Annotated in this window: 18 protein-coding genes; 12 read left to right on the forward strand and 6 right to left on the reverse strand. The window is 40.8% G+C overall.

Going from position 1 to position 17,853, the window contains the following annotated elements; translation table 11 throughout:
- Positions 1-95: 95 nt before the first annotated feature.
- Genes A9479_RS04170 through A9479_RS04190 form a run of 5 tightly spaced genes read left to right on the forward strand, consistent with a single transcriptional unit; the run spans position 96 to position 4,884 of the window.
- A complete protein-coding gene (locus A9479_RS04170; RefSeq protein WP_064662757.1) occupies positions 96-1,253 on the forward strand; it encodes an acyl-CoA dehydrogenase family protein in 1,158 nt (385 codons plus the stop codon).
- 10 nt (positions 1,254-1,263) lie between these two features.
- Positions 1,264-2,043 (forward strand): enoyl-CoA hydratase, encoded by a 780-nt coding sequence (locus A9479_RS04175; RefSeq protein WP_064662758.1) that lies wholly within the window; start codon positions 1,264-1,266, stop codon positions 2,041-2,043.
- Positions 2,043-3,200: an enoyl-CoA hydratase/isomerase family protein gene (locus tag A9479_RS04180; protein WP_064662759.1), complete on the forward strand. Its 1,158-nt coding sequence runs from the start codon at positions 2,043-2,045 to the stop codon at positions 3,198-3,200. The genes A9479_RS04175 and A9479_RS04180 overlap by 1 nt, the downstream gene beginning before the upstream one ends.
- A gap of 4 nt (positions 3,201-3,204) precedes the next feature.
- On the forward strand, positions 3,205-4,104 hold the full coding sequence (mmsB, locus tag A9479_RS04185) for a 3-hydroxyisobutyrate dehydrogenase (RefSeq protein WP_064662760.1): 900 nt from the start codon (positions 3,205-3,207) through the stop codon (positions 4,102-4,104).
- Between the two features lie 9 nt (positions 4,105-4,113).
- Positions 4,114-4,884, forward strand: a complete 771-nt coding sequence (locus tag A9479_RS04190; protein WP_016899950.1) for an SDR family oxidoreductase — start codon at positions 4,114-4,116, stop codon at positions 4,882-4,884.
- 73 nt (positions 4,885-4,957) lie between these two features.
- On the opposite strand, the gene A9479_RS04195 is transcribed toward A9479_RS04190, so the two are convergent.
- Positions 4,958-5,920: an integron integrase gene (locus tag A9479_RS04195; protein WP_064662761.1), complete on the reverse strand. Its 963-nt coding sequence runs from the start codon at positions 5,918-5,920 to the stop codon at positions 4,958-4,960.
- Positions 5,921-6,164: 244 nt separating this feature from the next.
- Here A9479_RS04195 and A9479_RS04200 point away from each other — a divergent pair, with 244 nt between their 5' ends.
- From A9479_RS04200 to A9479_RS04220, 5 genes are all read left to right on the forward strand, one after another.
- Positions 6,165-6,482, forward strand: a complete 318-nt coding sequence (locus tag A9479_RS04200; protein ID WP_097437981.1) for an antibiotic biosynthesis monooxygenase — start codon at positions 6,165-6,167, stop codon at positions 6,480-6,482.
- 83 nt (positions 6,483-6,565) lie between these two features.
- Positions 6,566-7,207: a TauD/TfdA family dioxygenase gene (locus A9479_RS04205; RefSeq protein WP_064662763.1), complete on the forward strand. Its 642-nt coding sequence runs from the start codon at positions 6,566-6,568 to the stop codon at positions 7,205-7,207.
- Entirely contained in the window at positions 7,208-8,161 is a 954-nt protein-coding gene (locus A9479_RS04210; protein ID WP_064662764.1) for a hypothetical protein, read from the forward strand. It abuts the gene before it with no gap.
- 73 nt (positions 8,162-8,234) lie between these two features.
- Entirely contained in the window at positions 8,235-8,516 is a 282-nt protein-coding gene (locus tag A9479_RS04215; RefSeq protein ID WP_064662765.1) for a hypothetical protein, read from the forward strand.
- Positions 8,517-9,019: 503 nt separating this feature from the next.
- Complete coding sequence (locus tag A9479_RS04220; protein WP_064662766.1) at positions 9,020-9,571, forward strand: cytochrome b; 552 nt, start codon at positions 9,020-9,022, stop codon at positions 9,569-9,571.
- Positions 9,572-9,620: 49 nt separating this feature from the next.
- Here A9479_RS04220 and A9479_RS04225 read toward each other — a convergent pair whose 3' ends face one another.
- Together A9479_RS04225 and A9479_RS04230 are read right to left on the reverse strand one after the other, a co-directional pair.
- A complete protein-coding gene (locus A9479_RS04225; RefSeq protein ID WP_064662767.1) occupies positions 9,621-11,168 on the reverse strand; it encodes a methyl-accepting chemotaxis protein in 1,548 nt (515 codons plus the stop codon).
- A gap of 183 nt (positions 11,169-11,351) precedes the next feature.
- Positions 11,352-12,869, reverse strand: a complete 1,518-nt coding sequence (locus A9479_RS04230) for a leucyl aminopeptidase (RefSeq protein ID WP_064662768.1) — start codon at positions 12,867-12,869, stop codon at positions 11,352-11,354.
- Positions 12,870-13,109: 240 nt separating this feature from the next.
- On the opposite strand from A9479_RS04230, the gene A9479_RS04235 reads away from it, so the two are divergent.
- On the forward strand, positions 13,110-14,927 hold the full coding sequence (locus tag A9479_RS04235; RefSeq protein WP_016900339.1) for a phosphotransferase: 1,818 nt from the start codon (positions 13,110-13,112) through the stop codon (positions 14,925-14,927).
- 58 nt (positions 14,928-14,985) lie between these two features.
- Positions 14,986-15,417 (forward strand): DUF3859 domain-containing protein, encoded by a 432-nt coding sequence (locus A9479_RS04240; protein ID WP_013464918.1) that lies wholly within the window; start codon positions 14,986-14,988, stop codon positions 15,415-15,417.
- 63 nt (positions 15,418-15,480) lie between these two features.
- Here A9479_RS04240 and A9479_RS04245 read toward each other — a convergent pair whose 3' ends face one another.
- The 3 genes from A9479_RS04245 to A9479_RS04255 form a co-directional block, all read right to left on the reverse strand.
- Entirely contained in the window at positions 15,481-15,897 is a 417-nt protein-coding gene (locus tag A9479_RS04245) for a VF530 family DNA-binding protein (RefSeq protein ID WP_008114664.1), read from the reverse strand.
- 72 nt (positions 15,898-15,969) lie between these two features.
- The gene (locus tag A9479_RS04250; RefSeq protein WP_064662769.1) at positions 15,970-16,962 is read right to left on the reverse strand and encodes an MDR family oxidoreductase; all 993 of its coding nucleotides are present in this window, start codon (positions 16,960-16,962) and stop codon (positions 15,970-15,972) included.
- Between the two features lie 49 nt (positions 16,963-17,011).
- Positions 17,012-17,647, reverse strand: coding sequence for a TetR/AcrR family transcriptional regulator (locus A9479_RS04255; RefSeq protein WP_064662770.1), 636 nt, complete (start codon positions 17,645-17,647; stop codon positions 17,012-17,014).
- Between the last annotated feature and the right edge of the window lie 206 nt (positions 17,648-17,853).

The following is a 17,853-nucleotide window of genomic DNA, read 5'->3' on the forward strand; positions in this document are numbered from 1 at the left end:
AGAGGGGCACAACACACAGTGTTGTCGCTCCTCACTAATTACTCCCGTTATGGGATGCTTTGACAACAAACAAAACACACTTAAAGAGGTCTACCATGGACTTTAACTTATCTGAAGATCAACAAGCCTTTGCGCAAACCGCTCGCCAATTTGCAGAGTCTGAACTAGCACCACACGCTGCCAAGTGGGATCGCGAACATATTTTTCCTAAAGACACAATTAAAGCCGCTGGTGAGCTAGGTTTTTGTGGTTTATACACCCCAGAAGAAGCCGGTGGCTTAGGTTTATCTCGTTTAGATTCAAGCATTATTTTTGAACAGCTGGCGATGGGCTGTACGGCAACAACGGCCATGTTAACTATTCATAATATGGCAACCTGGATGATCGCAAGCTTTGGTACCGATACCATCAAAGAGCAATACGTTGAACAATTGGTAATGGGCGAGTTGTTAGCCTCTTATTGTTTAACGGAGCCCGGCTCGGGTTCTGATGCTGCGTCATTAAAAACTAAAGCCGTGCGTGACGGTGATGAGTATATCATTAACGGCTCAAAAATGTTTATTTCAGGCGCCGGTGAAACAGAAATTTTAGTGGTCATGGCGCGTACGGGAGCCGAAGGCCCAGGTGGTATTTCGGCTTTTGTTGTACCTGCAGATGCACAAGGTGTGGAATACGGTAAAGCAGAAGAAAAAATGGGGTGGAATGCACAGCCTACACGTTTAATTAGCTTTGAAGATGTGCGTATTCCAGCCGCAAACTTATTAGGCCAAGAAGGTGAAGGCTTTAAATTTGCAATGCAAGGTTTAGATGGTGGCCGTATTAATATTGCCACTTGCTCTATTGGTACAGCACAAGCGGCACTTAATACCGCACGTGAGTATTTAAAAGAGCGTACCCAATTTGGTAAGCCATTGGCTGCGTTTCAAGCGCTACAGTTTAAAATTGCCGATATGAATACCGAGCTTGTAGCAGCACGCCAAATGGTGCGCTTAGCGGCGTTTAAACTCGATACTAACGACAGTGAAAAAACCACTTATTGTGCTATGGCTAAACGCTTTGCAACCGATGTAGGTTTTACTGTTTGTAATGACGCGCTGCAAATTCACGGTGGCTACGGTTACATAAAAGAATACCCGCTTGAGCGCCATGTTAGAGATGTACGTGTTCATCAAATTCTTGAGGGCACTAACGAAATTATGCGTGTGATTATTGCGCGTCGTATTTTAGCCGAATCAGCCAGCGAAGTTTTATAAGGAGATTAGTATGTCAAATCCTAGCATTGAATTAACTATTGAAGGTCATGTTGCTATTTTAACCATGTCGAATCCGCCAGCGAATACCTGGACGAAAGACACCTTAGTGGCGCTTAAAGACACGGTTAACCAATTAAATACCAATAAAAATATTTATGCGTTAGTACTGACTGGTGAAGGCGAGAAGTTTTTTAGCGCCGGTGCCGACCTCAATGTATTTGCCAGTGGCGATAAAGGTGTAGCTGCAGATATGTCACGTGTATTTGGTGAAGCGTTTGAAGCGCTAACTAATTTTAGAGGCGTGTCGGTTGCAGCCATTAATGGCTATGCAATGGGTGGCGGCCTTGAAGTGGCACTTGCTTGTGATATTCGTATTGCAGAAGAGCAAGCACAAATGGCGTTACCTGAAGCAAAAGTGGGTTTATTACCGTGTGCTGGTGGAACGCAAAACTTAGCATGGCTTGTTGGCGAGGGCTGGGCAAAACGCATGATTTTATGCGGTGAGCGCTTAAAAGCCGATAAAGCCCTGCAAATTGGCTTAGTGGAAGAAGTAGTTGCACAAGGTGAAAGTTTTGCCGCAGCATTAAAACTGGCAAACCAAGTAGCAGGGCAAAGTCCATCGTCGGTTGCTGCATGTAAAACCTTGATTCAAAAAGGGCGTCATCAACCAATGGCGAATACATTGCCACTGGAGCGTGAACTGTTTGTTGGTTTATTTGATACCGAAGATCAGCAAGAGGGGGTAAACGCCTTTTTAGAAAAACGTAAAGCTATTTGGGTGAATGGCTAATGGCAGAACTTACTCGTTTAAATTCAGCTGATGCTGCCGTGGTATTTGAAACGGCAACCACAGACAATGGCCGACTCATTGGTTTTGCAACCTTAAATGCGCCTAAATCGTTAAATGCCCTTAATTTTGAAATGATCAGCTTACTCGAGCCGCAACTACAGCAATGGGACAAAGACGATAACATTGCATTAGTGGTTCTTAAAGGCGCTGGTGAAAAAGCATTTTGTGCCGGTGGCGATGTAGTGAGTTTGCACAAAGCCATGAGCGAAGGTAAACCAACGTCACTGGTTGAAGAATTTTTTACTCAAGAGTATCAGCTCGATTACCTTATTCATTGTTACAACAAACCCATTTTAGTCTGGGGTAACGGGATAGTAATGGGCGGCGGTTTAGGTTTAATGGCCGGTGCTAGCCACCGTGTGGTTACCGAAACATCACGCATTGCCATGCCAGAGCAAACCATTGGGCTTTACCCTGATGTAGGTGGCAGTTATTTTTTACATAAAATGCCCGCCCATGTTGGTTTGTTTTTAGGGCTGACCTCGGCATCTATAAATTGTGAAGACGCTAAGCTTGTATCGCTTGCCGATCACTTTGTAAATGCCGACAAGTACCCAGAGCTTGTTGAAGCGTTACTCAATACAAAATGGGGAAAAACGGCAAGCTTAAATCACGACAAGCTAAGTACCTTGCTTATTGAGTTAGATAACAACTCTAGCCGTATGCCAAAAGGCAATTTAAAAGCAAACTTAAGCTTGATTCAAAAGCTTGGCGAGTTTGACACGTTACAGCAGCAGGTAGATTACATTTTAAATCTAACCACAGATGACAAATGGCTACAACGCGCACAAAAATCGTTGGCGCATGGTTGCCCATTAAGTTGTGCCTTAGTAAGTGAGCAGCTCAAACATAGCAAAGGTAAAAACTTAGCTGAGTGTTTTAAAATGGAATTGGGCATGTCGGTTCGTGCCGGTGAAGTGGGCGAGTTTCAAGAAGGTGTACGTGCCTTACTAATCGATAAAGACGGTGCGCCACAGTGGCAATTTAACACTCTTAAAGATGTGCCAAGTGAAGTGGTAGAGAGCTTTTTTGCCAATCGCTTTGGCGAGCAACATCCGCTAGAGCCGTACTTTTCACAACTAAATTTACAAGGGTAAATCGATGAGTAAACTTAATATAGGATTTATTGGTTTAGGAAACATGGGCGGCCCAATGGCAGCAAACTTAGTTAAAGCAGGCCACAGTGTGCGCGTGTTTGACTTAAGTGCAGAGGCCGTTAAAGAGCTTGTGAATCATGGGGCTAGTGCGGCGCAAAGCGCCAGTGACTGTGCTCACGAGGCTGATGTGCTAATTAGCATGCTACCGGCAAGCAAACATGTTAAATCACTTTATTTAGGCACAGACGAGCAATCGGGTTTAATTAAAGTACTGAGTAAAAGTACCTTAGTGATTGATTGTTCAACCATAGATGCACAATCAGCACGTGACGTTGGCCATGCCCTAAGTGAGCAAGGTATTGCGTTTGTTGATGCACCGGTATCGGGTGGAGTAGCAGGCGCAACAGCGGGCACGTTGACCTTTATTGTTGGTGGTGAGCAAGCTGCATTCGATAAAGCCAATACGGTATTAGTCGATATGGGTAAAAACATATTCCATGCTGGTGATATTGGTGCAGGGCAAGTTGCCAAAATATGTAACAATATGCTGTTGAGTATTTTAATGGCAGGCACCAGTGAAGCCATTCAAATGGGCATTAATAACGGCCTCGACGCAAAAGTACTCAGCGACATAATGAGCGCAAGCTCGGGTCGAAACTGGACGTTAGAACTTTATAACCCCTGCCCAGGCGTTATGGAAACCGCACCAGCTAATAACGACTATAAACCTGGCTTTATGGTCGATTTAATGGCTAAAGACTTAGGCCTTGCTATGGAAGCAGCGCAACAAAGTAATTCACTGACGCCAATGGGCTCAATGGCTAAAAATTTATACACTATGATGCAGCATCAAGGTGCAGGCAGTGATGATTTTAGTGCCATTTTTAAATTGTTTTCGAAGTAGGAAAGTATTGTGGAAATAAAAAATAATACCGTAGTTATTACCGGTGGCGCACAAGGCTTAGGTTTTGCAATGGCGCAAAAGTTTGCCTTAATGGGCGCTAATATTGCCTTAATTGATATGGCGCAAGCCCAGTTAAATGAAGCAACCGAGCAGCTATCTGCATTAGCTGGCGTAACAGGCACTATTAAAGGCTACAGCGCCAATGTAACCGTTGAGAGCGAAATTGAAGACGTTTTTAATACCATTAACAGTGACTTTGGTCACATTGGGGTATTAATTAATAACGCCGGCATTTTACGCGATGGTATGTTTATAAAAGCCAAAGACGGCAAAGTGGTTAAAAAAATGTCGCTTGATCAATTTCAATCAGTGATTGACGTTAACCTAACAGGCGTATTTTTAGCAGGGCGCGAAGCGGCTAGCCACATGATTGAATCAGGCAAAGGCGGCGTAATTGTAAATATGTCGAGCGTAGCGCGTGCGGGTAATATTGGCCAAACTAACTATGCTGCTTCAAAAGCCGGTGTTGTGGCACTAACCACTACATGGGCTAAAGAGCTTGGCCGTTTTGGTATACGCGTTGGTGCCATTGCCCCAGGTGTTATTAGCACCGCAATGACCGATGTAATGAAGCCCGAAGCAAAACAACGCATGCTTGCTGTAACGCCCGTAGGGCGCTTAGGTGAAACCGCTGAAATAGCCCATACTGCTCAGTATATTATCGAAAACGACTTTTTTACTGGTAGAGTAGTAGAGATAGACGGCGGCATACGTTTATAACTTTGTTAGATCTAATTTAATTATTGAAAGCACAGCTCTTTGAGCTGTGCTTTTTTGTTTTAAATCGGAGAGTTTATAATCTTGAAAAAGGGCTGATAACTCCGTTTGCACCTTGTTGCAAAACATGGGTATATATTTGTGTGGTACGCACGTCACAGTGGCCTAGTTGTGTTTGAACTGTGCGGATATCAGCGCCGCTTTGCAGTAGATGCGTAGCGAAAGAGTGGCGCAAAGTATGTGGGGTAACGTGTTTGTTAATGTTTGCATCGAAAGCAGCTTTTTTAACCGCGCGTTGTACTTGCTTTTCATCAATATGATGGCGCCTTAATTGCTTACTCTCAGGATCAATACTTAATTTATAAGATGAAAATAAATATTGCCAGCCCAGCTGCTTATTATGGTTTGGGTATTTTTTACGTAACAAATGCGGCATGTACGCACCGCTATACAAAGGGTTTCTAAGATCTAATTGTAGGTAACTATCAACTAATTGTATTTGAGAACGTAATTGCGGTATGAGTTCTACGGCAAGCGTTACAACACGGTTTTTGCCTCCTTTACCATCCCAAATTCGAATGCAGTTATAGTCAAAGTCAATATCGTGTACCCTTAGACGCAGTACTTCCATTAATCGCATACCACTACCATAAAGAAGTGCACATGCTAAATAATGCTTTGCAATACAGTGTTTAAATAGCGCTGAAACCTCTTTCTGAGTAAGCACAACGGGTAATTTTCTTGGGCGTTCACTTTTTACAAAATTTAAAGATAATGAGAGGGGGCTCTTAATTATTTCTTTATATAAGAAACTTAACGCATTTAATGCCTGAGCTTGGGTGCCTTGCGCTACATTTTGCGAGTTTACTAAATGGTTTAAATATAATTCCACTTGGGTGTCTCCCATAGAGCTTGGGTGTTGCATATTATTAAAGCGGATATAGCCAGCTATCCAAAAAAGATAAGCTTCAATAGTGCTCTTTGCATACCGTTTGCTATACATTTGGTCTTTAATCATGGTTAGAAACAGAGATTTCATAAACGATATTTAACTTAAAAAAGAATACTGTATATATAGACAGTTAATGGTGTTTTGTCCAATAACATTATTAAAAGTCGTTTTGGTGTATTTTAAAAACGATAATTTTATAACTCGCGTAATAACTTGTTTACATTGAAGTTATTTAGTGGAATTATTGAGCCATGTAATATACGCCGTTTTGGGGTTTTATAACCCCCCAAAGTGGTGTTCAATAAACTGTTAAATGCTCGAAGGAGTTCAAGTGCCATCCATAGCCCAAACACCAAAACCGCCGTATTACGCCGTGATTTTTACATCACAACGCACCGACGGAGATAATGGCTATGGGGAAATGGCGACAAAAATGGTCGCTCTAGCCTCGGAACAGCCGGGCTTCCTTGGTATTGAATCCGCGCGGGAGGAAGTTGGCATCACAGTTTCCTACTGGTCGGATCTTGAATCTATCAAAGCCTGGAAAGCGAATGCTGAGCACCAGGAAGCGCAGAGCAAAGGCCGGAAAGAGTGGTATACGAACTTCCGGGTGAGAATAACCAAAGTAGAGCGCGAGTATGGCATTTAACAAGCGCATTAAATGCGACGCTCGTGCCTCGCGCGCTTTATGCGGGCGTTAGTGCTTGTAGGCTTAAGGAGGAATTTTAGGCAATGCTGGATCTTGGCGATTTAGAGCATAATGGTGTCGTGATAATTGATAATATTAGTTCCCGTGCCGAATTAAAACGGCTGGCTAAGTCTATTGGTGAAATCAGGCCTCACCCGAATGGTGAGAATATAGCCACGTTAAAATCTAGCGATGGCAGAAGTTCACTGCCGGGAACATTAAGCAATATTTATGGTTTGTCAGCATTTCCTTTTCATACCGATACAGCCTTTTGGGGAATACCTGCAAGGTATGTAGTAATGGGAATGTTCAGTAAGAGTCAATGTACTACCAACTACATTTCACTTTCTGATATTACTCGAGTTGTTTCCAACGATTTTCGTGCAAAGGCAGAAAAATCAATTTACCTAGTCGAGACCTTTGAAGGATGTAAATATACATCTCCGATTTTCTGTCAAAACGGGGTTTCGGGGATACGGTTCGATCCAAATATCATGAAACCAGCAAACGTTCATGCCGAAAGGTTTCATTCGGAGTTGTTAGAAGCTCTGAGGTCTATCGAACCGAGAAAGATTCATTGGGATGGAAACAAAGCTGTTGTTTTTGATAACTGGAAAAACTTACATGGCCGATCTGCAGTAAATAATGAACGGCGTGAGATATTTAGAATTTATTTGGAGAGTTAAATGAGCTGGGATAAGGACTCGTTATGGGCAAAATCAAAATTGTATTTTGAGCGCTCATTTGAAGTGGATAGAACAGATGATGTTTTTGGGTTGTGGTGTGCTATGGGCTTGGAGTTATTGTCACGGTCTACGGTGGCACATTTTAGCCCTGTACTCTTGGCTGAACCTGACAAGGAACAACGCCACATCCTATCAGCTCTAGGGCTTGGAACATCGACGTCTCAGCGTAAGTCAATAGCTACAAGTCAAGTACTTCGCCTCTGTAAAGAACTGATTCCGCAGTTTACAGACGACGAACTTTCTATTGCGCTGGCCTTAGCGGGACGGAGAAATGAAGAACTCCATTCCGGTACCGCAGCATTTGTAGAATATAAGCATCAAAAGTGGATTGGTGGGTTTTATAAGTGTTGCAAAGTGTTGGCTGAAGCTCAGGGGGAAAGCTTAACCAGTTTGCTAGGCGGAGAGGAGGCTCAAACGGCTGAGACGATAATTGAAGAAGTTAAAAGTGAAGTGATAAGTAAAGTCAAAAGTAAAATTGCTGCTTATGCAAAGGTCTTTAGTGAGAAAGATCCTGATGAACAGGCTAAATTAAAACAGGAATCAGAAGAACAGGGTGAAGTGCTGAGCCATCAACAGCATCATAGAGTCGATTGTCCTGCTTGCGGTTGTATAGCGACAGTACAAGGGGATACATACGGTCGTGAGCAAATTCAAAATGCGGAAGATGAAGTAGTTGTACGGCAGTCTGTTATCCCGACAAAATTTTTATGTAAATCATGCGGCCTAAAGTTGAGTGGATACGGCGAGTTGATGGCTGCAAATGTTGCGGACCATTTCACCCATAGGGTGCACTATACACCTGAAGAATTTTATGAACTTGTGGACCCGAACGATAGGGACGCAATGGATTCATATGCTGAAGACCATGGCTATTTTCATTTCAGCAATGATTAGGGCACTAACAAAGCGTTGCACCGGACAAGCCGGTGAACGCGGCGTTATATTTATTTCAAATTAGGAAGTTGTCGTGAGTGGTAATTTAAAGTTAGATATTTTTATTGTTGGTTTAATGCTTATACCAATAATTATTCAATTCGTACCTGTAGTTTCAGGTTTATTCATTAACTCAGAAAAAAAACCTCATTTCTCAGTTATTTCATTTCCACCGTCTATTTATATTATTTTTCTGTCAGGCTTAGGTAACAATTTGCTGGGTCAAGTTATTGTAGGTTTAGCTTTTATAGTGTTTTTTGGCAGCTACGCTGCAGCATTGTCTTATTTAGTTCAAGCTAATAAAGTGGCTAAATAATAAATATAACAAGTTGCTTAAACGGACAAAAAACAGTTGGCTTTTGCTCGTTCCTCGCTATTTTAGCCAACAATTTTTAGCCGCTTAGCAAAGCGTTATGTTGCAAGGAAGATTCCTAGTTTGGTGAAATTTCAATAAAAAAAACCAAAGGGGTCAAATCTTGACTTTAGACATCATAAGAGCCAATTCTTCAAGCTTTGGCTAGTCTAAATCACTCGTCGTTCTCGATAATCTTTCATTTGCTGCCGTTTGTTATTTTTAAAACACGTTAATTGTTTAAAACGGTAACGTAAAGTTGCCGTTTTTTGCCTACTATTTAAGTTTATTTTAAGTTTGCACAGTTATTGTAATTAAAACCTTTAAACCATTCATCTGAGTTAATAACTAATTTCATGTTTCAGATCATTAAAGTGTGAGTGAGTAAAGGTTAACGTGTAAACATGTAGTCATAACGCATAAAGTGAGCACATTACTCAATGCGTTTCTTCACTAAAAGAGGCCTTATGAATTTTAAAAACACAACGACTCATTACAGTACACTCTCTATAGCCTTACACTGGCTTATGTTTATTTTAATTGTCACTGTTTACGGCAGTATAGAGTTACGTGAATTATTTGATAAAGGCACTGAAACCCGTGATGCCTTTAAAATGTGGCACTTTATGTTGGGTTTATCGGTTTTAGCTTTAGTAAGCGTGAGGGTAGTTGCGCGTGTAGTGGGTGGTGCAGCACCTGCTATACAACCTGAGCCTGTAAAATGGCAAGATAAGTTAGCTAAATTTGTACACCTTACACTGTATGTGTTTATGTTTGCTATGCCAATTGCGGGTTGGTTAATATTAAGTATGGCAGGTAAACCTGTGCCATTTTTTGGTTTAGAGTTGCCTCCATTGGCAAGTGAAAACAAGGAGCTTGGTAAAACCATTAAAGAAATACACGAAACAGTGGGCGAAGTTGGTTATTACGTAATAGGCTTACATGCGGCGGCTGCATTATTTCATCATTACATTTTGGCTGATAATACCTTTAAACGTATGCTGTTTTCTAAAAAATAAACACATCACTTACAAAAAGGGAGACCATGTGCCTCCCTTTTTATATTAATTAATGAGTTGTACTCTTAAACCCAATTCTAAATCCGCCCCAATGTTTACCGTTTACATAAATTGGCACCGAAAGATCATGCAGTATTTCACCGGTATCACGTTTATAGGTTTGTAATAAAAAGCTTTCGGTGTGGCTACCACAGCGAATTCCAGTCGGGTCATTAAAAATACGTTTAGTGCGGTTGTTTACTAAATCTTTTTCAAAGTTACCGGTTAGAGCTTGGCTATAGCGTTTGTTATGAGTAGGAAAGTAGCCCTTTGTATCAACGGCTCCTGCAAAAATAATGTCTTTATTTTCCAGTATTGGTTCTTGTATAGCCGGCAGTGATTGATCTGTCAGTTTATCATAATCGGTTGTGTACTTGGTTGGATTGGTATTTTCGATGGGTTTATAGTTTTGCGAAAAAAGTTGTTGCTGGGTTATTTTTCCGCTTTGGATCCAACCCTCAAAACATTCGCCAATTGCTTTACTGGCGTGTTTAGCCGATATCAGGATTGGTTTAAAGAATGCGTCATACTCTATGTTTTCAAGCTCTCTAAATATTGATTCTGATCCCAGCGATAAAGAAGACGCTTGCTGAGAAATTGTACTGCCTTTTTTAGTAACTTCGCCCAATAAACTACTGATGCTAGTGACTGAGCTATTTATTTGTGTGGTTGCATGCTGAAATGCAGAAACAGACTGATGCATACTATCAAGCGCGGTAGATGAGGCACCAATATCTTGGTTAATCGTTAAAAATGATTGAGTCACGTTTTCAAGCTCTGATTTTACAGAAATACTTTGCTGTGAAACCTGCTTCATATCTTCATTGGTTTTTATACTGTTGGCGTTAATGTCTGTAAGCATGTCTGCAATTTGTTTGGTTGCTTCATTGGTTTTATTTGCTAGGTTACGCACTTCGTCGGCAACAACCGCAAAACCACGACCTTGCTCACCTGCGCGAGCGGCCTCTATGGCAGCATTTAAAGCTAGTAGGTTGGTTTGCTCTGCAATGTTTTGAATAACTTGGGTAATGCTTTGTATATCACTGGCACTTTTTAATAATAAATCTAATTGCTGGGCCACTTTATCTATAGAGCCAGATAACGAATCAATTTGGCTGGTGGCCGTTTGTAAGCGGCTATCGGCAGAGCTTGAGGCTTGTGCTGTTTGTACCATTGCTTGATTAATGGTGGTCATGTTGTCACTAAGTTCAGTGCTATTTTGTGAAAGCTCGTGTGTGGCACGCCCGACAGTTTCACTCTCGTTATAACAAGCGTCTATTTCTTTAGATAAGCTATCAACATAAAATGACACTTCAGCTGCGCCTATGGCATTTTTTGAGGTGGCTTTGGTAATGTTTTGTGCAATTTTGTTATTGAACGACTGCACGGCACCTAGTGACGAATTGTTATTTGCTGATTCAGATTTTGCTGGTTTTATATAAAAAATTGCAGATAACAGCACTATAATTGCTGCAGCAATGGTGGAGAGCTGTTCAAAATAGAAAAGAAAACAAATGCTTAAATAAAAAATGCTGTAGAGCAGGTAGGTTATTTTCATTCCTTTGACCTCGTTACTAATTGTTCCTTCTATCTTTGACTATAAATCAAACAAAATCAAATAATAAACACACTTTTAAGGATTTATTAATAGTGATGTATTGAGCTCTATAAAACTGTTTTCGTACAAAAAGCGCCAAAGTAGTAAACCTACTTTGGCGCTTTTATTAGTATTAATAAACAATTAGTTAGCTAATAACCATTCGCTTAATAAGCGAACACCAAACCCCGTTCCCCCTGGTGAAAGCTCATCTTTACCTTTTTTCACTAAGGCATTACCTGCAATATCGATATGCACCCAACGGGTATCGCCAGCAAAATGCTCTAAGAAAGTGGCAGCAGTGGTTGCACCTGGGCCACCTGAACCCACATTTGTTAAATCAGCTATGTCAGACTCCAACATATCTTTATACCCTAAAGGTAGGCGCCATAGGTTTTCGTTTACTTGTTTACCGGCTATCGTTAGTTGAGATACTAGCGTATCGTCATCTGAGAACACTGCTGCATATTCATTGCCTACAGCACGGATTTTTGAACCGGTGAGTGTTGCAACATCAATCATAATTTCTGGTTTGTAGTGCTCACGTGCATACCACATAGCATCACTTAATACTAAGCGTCCTTCGGCGTCGGTATTTAAAATTTCAACACTTAAGCCCTCAGCGGTGCGAACAACATCGCCTGGAGCTACAGCAAACTGCGATACCATATTCGCAGCCATACCCATAACGGCTACCACGTTTTTGTCAGCTTTAGCTAACGCCATTGCTTTTACTGTACCTAATACTGCAGCAGCACCGGCCATATCTGACTTCATACGTGCAATAGATGCACCGGTTTTAATACTGTAACCACCTGAGTCAAATGTAATGCCTTTACCAACAAGGGCAATAGGGGCATCGTCAGACCCTTTATAATGGGCAACCACTAAACGGGCACCTTGCTGGCTACCTCGGCCAACAGCTTCTAATGCACCCATACCCAGTTCTTTTATTTCTTTAGGCTCCAATACTTTGATGGTTACGCCCAAAGATGCTAATTCTTTTGCCGCATTAGCAAAATCAACAGGTGTCATTTCGGTAGCGACTTCAGAGGTTAAATCGCGGGCTAAAAATACACCGGCTTGAATGCTTTCTAATTGGGTGTAAAGCTTGCGAGTTTGCTTGGTGTTATCAACATCAAATGTGTAGCTAACTGTTTCAGTGTTTGGTTCTTTTTTATAGTTTTCAAAACGATGATCGCGTAAGTTTGCACCATGGGCAAAGTTAGCAGCAAGCAATGCATTGTCACTTACACCGGCTACATCTTCAAATACAACGCTGGCAGTGCCAACTTTGGCTTTAACTAGTTGAGCGTGAATATTACCGCCTAACTTAGCTGCTTTTGCTTTATCAAACTCGCTTGTATTACCAGTACCTACGACTAAAATGCGGCTGTAGTTACTTTTACTTGGCGCAACAAGTTGTGCTACTTTAGCGTAATCGCCGGTAAAATTTTCTATATCAATAACGCGTTGCAATTGGCCATCGAACTGCTTGTCGAGCGCTTTAAATTGGCTGTTATTTCCATCTTGGCTATAAAATACAACCAGCGTATTTGCATCGCTGTTCACTTTTGAAGAAAAATTAAAGTCTGCGGCTTGGGCATTCATGCACATACTCAGAGCAAGCGCGATTGAAGAGGCTTTTATAATACGTTTCATTTTTTTAACCTAAGAATAATATAAAGGTCTGTTTTACCCTATTTACGATGCTGTGGTTAAGTAGGATACGGCGAAATAGCAAATAACAGCGATATATGTCTAAATCATGACTAAATATCATGACATAACGGCTTGATAAACATATTGTGATGCTTAAAGGTTTAATTAACACAATGCTCGCGTTACTATCAAATATAAAGGTAACACTGCGCTTTTAACAACTAACCTAGAGAACCCGCATTGAAAGCTAAAGAAATTCGCAATTTTTATATCAACGAAGAGCAATCGGTTTATTTGCTGTCACACCGTGATGCAAAAAAACATCGTCAGTGGCTTAATATTTGTATTAAACAGCTCACTTTGCTTGGGTATAAAAAGGTAGAAATGATTGGCTCAGGGGCATTTGGGTTTGTATTTGCAGGGGATGATGAACATGGCCTGCCTTGGGTGTTTAAGTTTTCTAGAATTACGCTCGCGCAAAGTGTACGTGATCGCCTTGAAGATGAAGCGTATATGCTTTCGCAAATCAAAAATCCCTTAGTGCCAACATTTTATGGCTTTGAGCGAATAAAAAAACAAGGCATTTTGATGATGGCGCGTGCTATTGGTGAAGACCTTGAAAAAGTATCACTAAAGCAAGGGCGCTTACCGGCCGCCAAAATAATGAGCTTAGCGGTTAAATTAAGAAATGTGTTGCTTGATTTACGTCGTCATAAAAATGGTTTAAGCCCGCAGCCTATTGTACATGGTGATATTAAACCCTCTAACTTGGTGTGGGATGAAAATGAAAAGCAGCTATCCTTGGTTGACTGGGGAAGCTCTGTTTATGCCCAAGTAGATGAACAAGGAAACCCAATTGCCAGTAATTTTATGGATTTAATGTCAGGTGACTTAAGTACCACTAACGCACGAATGGGTGATGTTTATTTTATAGGTGATGCGCAAATGTCGGGTGAAAAGTCGTCCCCTCGTTTTGATGAGCAAGGGGTTGCATCAACGCTATATGCACTTGCCTCAGCGCAGTCTTGCCGATTTGGTGCTCAGGCTATACCGGCCAGTAGTTTAATGTTACCTAAGGAGCTGGCAAACGTTATCGATGGCATGCTTTCAAAAGAACGGTTGGTTAGAGACAAAGCGGGTGACTATTTTATGCGTAACATAGAAACCATGGCAAAAGCGTATTTACCACAACTACCAAAAACAGAAACTAAAGCGGCAATTCCGTTTTGGTTTAGCCAAGACCCCGAACCCGAAACCGTAGTTTATAGCTCTAGAAAACAATTTTTACGCCAAGCCGACCATAAACAGCAATTACTCGATGTAAACGATGCTCAGCTTGATAGGTATTATAAAGAGTTTTTATTTGATACTGGGGATACCGAAAAAGCGTTTTTGGCCTCTATTAGCCGTCTAGCTAAATATCCTGTAGTAGGAGGGCTCAGCTTTCATTGGAAAGATGAATCTTTGTATGTTGAATCGTCACTCATTATGCATGACGAGACCCTCGCAACCGCATTCACCGATGCAGTAAACAACACAGTAATGTTAGCCCAGGCTATTAGCCAAAAAGGCTTATTTAAGTGTTGTTTATTTGATGCCCGCAAAACAATTCAGTTAGAACGTGATGGCACCGGTGCATTTAAATTTAACCAGTTACCAGAGCTTGATTATGAAGTGGTTAATGTAAAAGCCAGCGATGTAACGCGTCCGCATTCATATTTTGAAGATGGTAAAGACCCCGATGAGCAATTGCAACTGCCTAAAAAAGTGATTAAATGTGTATTTGAGCTAAACCAGATACATCATACCGGCTGTATTATTTTTGAAGCGCTGCCAGATAGGATGAAAATTCATCATTACTACAGATTACTTGATGCCAGCAAAGAAGTAGAATTTAAACGTTTACTAAATAAGCTTATGCAATACGCGGTAAATATTACCGACGTGGGGGTGGCTGGCTTTATGAAGTTACCGTATAAAAACACTCGTGAGTTCGGTTTATGTGAACAACAACCCAGCAATTATTACCCTAAAAATCCAAAGCAACTACTTAATTAATAAACCGCTCGCTTAAGCTGGTGGTTTAAAAATTGAAAGTACAAAAATAGAAAGTTCAATGGCAAAATCTAAACCACAAATTACATTACAAAGTTTCGGCATATATAGTCACTGGGACAAAGACAGTAAATCGCTACCGCAAATAACTCAATTCACTACGCAAGTCAAAGCAGAACTTGATGTAGAATTTGGTCTGATAGTTAATATTAAAAAAGCTAAAGGCGAAAAACTACATTTTTGTATTTACCACCCAGGTATTATAGATACCAATGGCGAAGTGATGCTGCCTTTTGAGGGCACTGTATATGTTAAAGACAACGACTGGTCGTTTTATTTAGGCGATACGGTATGGGAGCCTATTGAGGATAAAATAGGTGACTGGCGTATGACCCTATCTTTAGCGGGGAAAGTCATTGCGGATAAAACATTTAATCTTATTAATGAAAAAACTAAAACTGAAGACGACTTTTGGAAATACCGCGGTTATTAATGACTTCAGTTTGCAGTAACGCAAGAGCTAACGTTTATTGTTAACTCTTGCCTAAAATACGTATTAGTTACCCCACGGGTTACTTGAATTTGAACGTTGCTTACGGGTACGCGCACGTTGTTTTGCTGCTTTTTTTTCTTGAATACGTTTTGCATCAGAAAAGCTTAACTCGCAAGGCTCACCTGGTTTATCGCCTTCAGGAATAATGCGGTCGCGTGGAGGCAGTTCGTATTGTACGTCATCTGGGCGAGGTAAGTTTTTAAGGCGGTACAAATAGAAATTATCTACTTTTTGTTGTGCCCACTCGGTTTTACGCAAAAATTTAACTGCAGATTTAATGTCAGGGTTATTTTTAAAGCAGTTAAGTTGTAAGTAGGCATGCAGGAGTTCCCACCCATATTGCTCAACCAGTTCTTCAACCACTTGCTCTAATTTAACGCCTTGCAGTGGGTTATTACTGAAAAGTTCTTGGTTGCTCATAGGTGTTTTCTCGTTATTAAAAAATCAGCGAACATTATAAATTTAATAACGAGAGTTTAGTAGCAAAAATGCTTAACTTTGACAATTAACCACTACACGACCACGAATTTGGCCTTGCATTAGTTGCTCGGCGCTTTCAATGACTTGATCAAGATTTATTTCAGTTGAAATTTTATCCAAGTAATCGGCATTAACTAATGAAGCTAAACGATCCCATGCTTCAACACGATCCGCTTTAGGGCGCATAACGCTATCAATACCCATTAATGAAACCCCACGTAAAATAAATGGTGCAACCGAGGCCGGTAAGTCCATACCTTGAGCAAGCCCGCAAGCAGTAACAACCCCCCCATATTTAAGTGATGCACAAATATTTGCAAGTGTGTGACTACCTACAGAATCAATAGCTGCAGCAAAGCGTTCTTTTTGCAAAGGTTTACCAGGGTTAGAAAACTCATTTCTATCAATTACATTAGTTGCTCCTAATGATTTTAAATAGTCTGCTTGCTCCATACGACCTGTTGCAGCGGTGACTTGATAACCTAGCTGGCTTAGTAAATAAATAGCAAAACTGCCTACGCCACCATTAGCACCGGTCACTAAAATTTCACCTGACTCGGGAGTAACGCCTTGCTTTTCTAGTGCAATAACACTGAGCATTGCCGTATAACCGGCAGTACCAATTTGCATAGCTTGTTTAGGTGATAAGTTAGCGGGTAGGGGAATTAACCAATCACTGCTCAGTGCCGCTTTTTGAGATAAGCCACCCCAGTGTTTTTCGCCAACACCAAAACCATTTAAAATAACGTGGTCGCCACTTTTAAATTCAGCACTGTCGCTGCTAGTCACTGTACCCACTAAATCAATCCCCGGCACCATAGGAAAGCTACGTACAACAGGGCCTTTACCCGTGATGGCTAAGCCATCTTTATAATTTAAGGTACTGTAAAGCACATCAATTAATACATTTTCGTTTGGCAGATCGTCACTGTTTATGGTGCTTAGGGCTGCAGTGTAGTTGTCGTCTTGCTTATCTATAACAATAGCTTTGATAGAATTGCTCATTAGATTTCCTTTTAGACCGATCGTCTTTAAATTAATAATAAAAAATGCATTAACTGAGTAATGCGCGTAAAAACATTTCTGTGTATAAAGTAAGTGGCTTACTTGATTGGGTTAGTTTAGCTCGCATTACTGCGCCTTCCCAACCCACCCAAAAATATTCACTCATTTGTTCGGTATTAATGTGTGGATTAATAGTTTGTTGCCGCTGGGCTAAATCTAAACATCGTTTTAATTGTTGTTGCCAAGCGATGTAGCTTTGAATTAAACGGGTTTTAAAGTCGTCACTTAAATGATTAAGCTCTTGATTTAAGTTACCCACCAAGCACCCGCGTTTGTAATCATACTTTTGCATTCCAGCAATTGCGCTTTGTGTGAAATTAACAATGCGCTCGAGTGCGGGGACTTCAGATTGCTCTAGGTAAAATTTAAGTTTATTTATAAAAAAATCGTCGTAGGCATCAACAAGAGCCAAGCCATAGGCTTCTTTACTTTTAAAGTAATGATAAAAGGAGCCTTTAGGTACTTTTGCTTTTTTTAATATGGTGTCGAGCCCGGTGGCACTAAAGCCAAACTCAGTTAAGGTTTCTAAGCCCACACGAATGAGCAGCGCTTTTGTATCGGCACTGTCTCTGGCTATTTTGGGTGGGCGGCCACGTCTAGTTGCAACTGCTGGTGTTTTGTTCATGCTTTATATTAGACCGATCGGTTTTAATTAATCAAGCTTTTATTTGGAATGTTTTTAAAACAGCTCTGACGTTCATTTTTTGATTACAAATTAATTGGGAACTTAAGGGTATATTGTTAGTCACAAATATGACACTTATGTGTTTTGAACCGATGTACCGGAACATTTTAATAAAGTTAAATTGGTTAAAGTTGATCAATAAAATT

Origin of the sequence: Pseudoalteromonas sp. MQS005 (genome assembly GCF_001661605.1) — a bacterium.
Lineage (GTDB): Bacteria > Pseudomonadota > Gammaproteobacteria > Enterobacterales > Alteromonadaceae > Pseudoalteromonas > Pseudoalteromonas tetraodonis.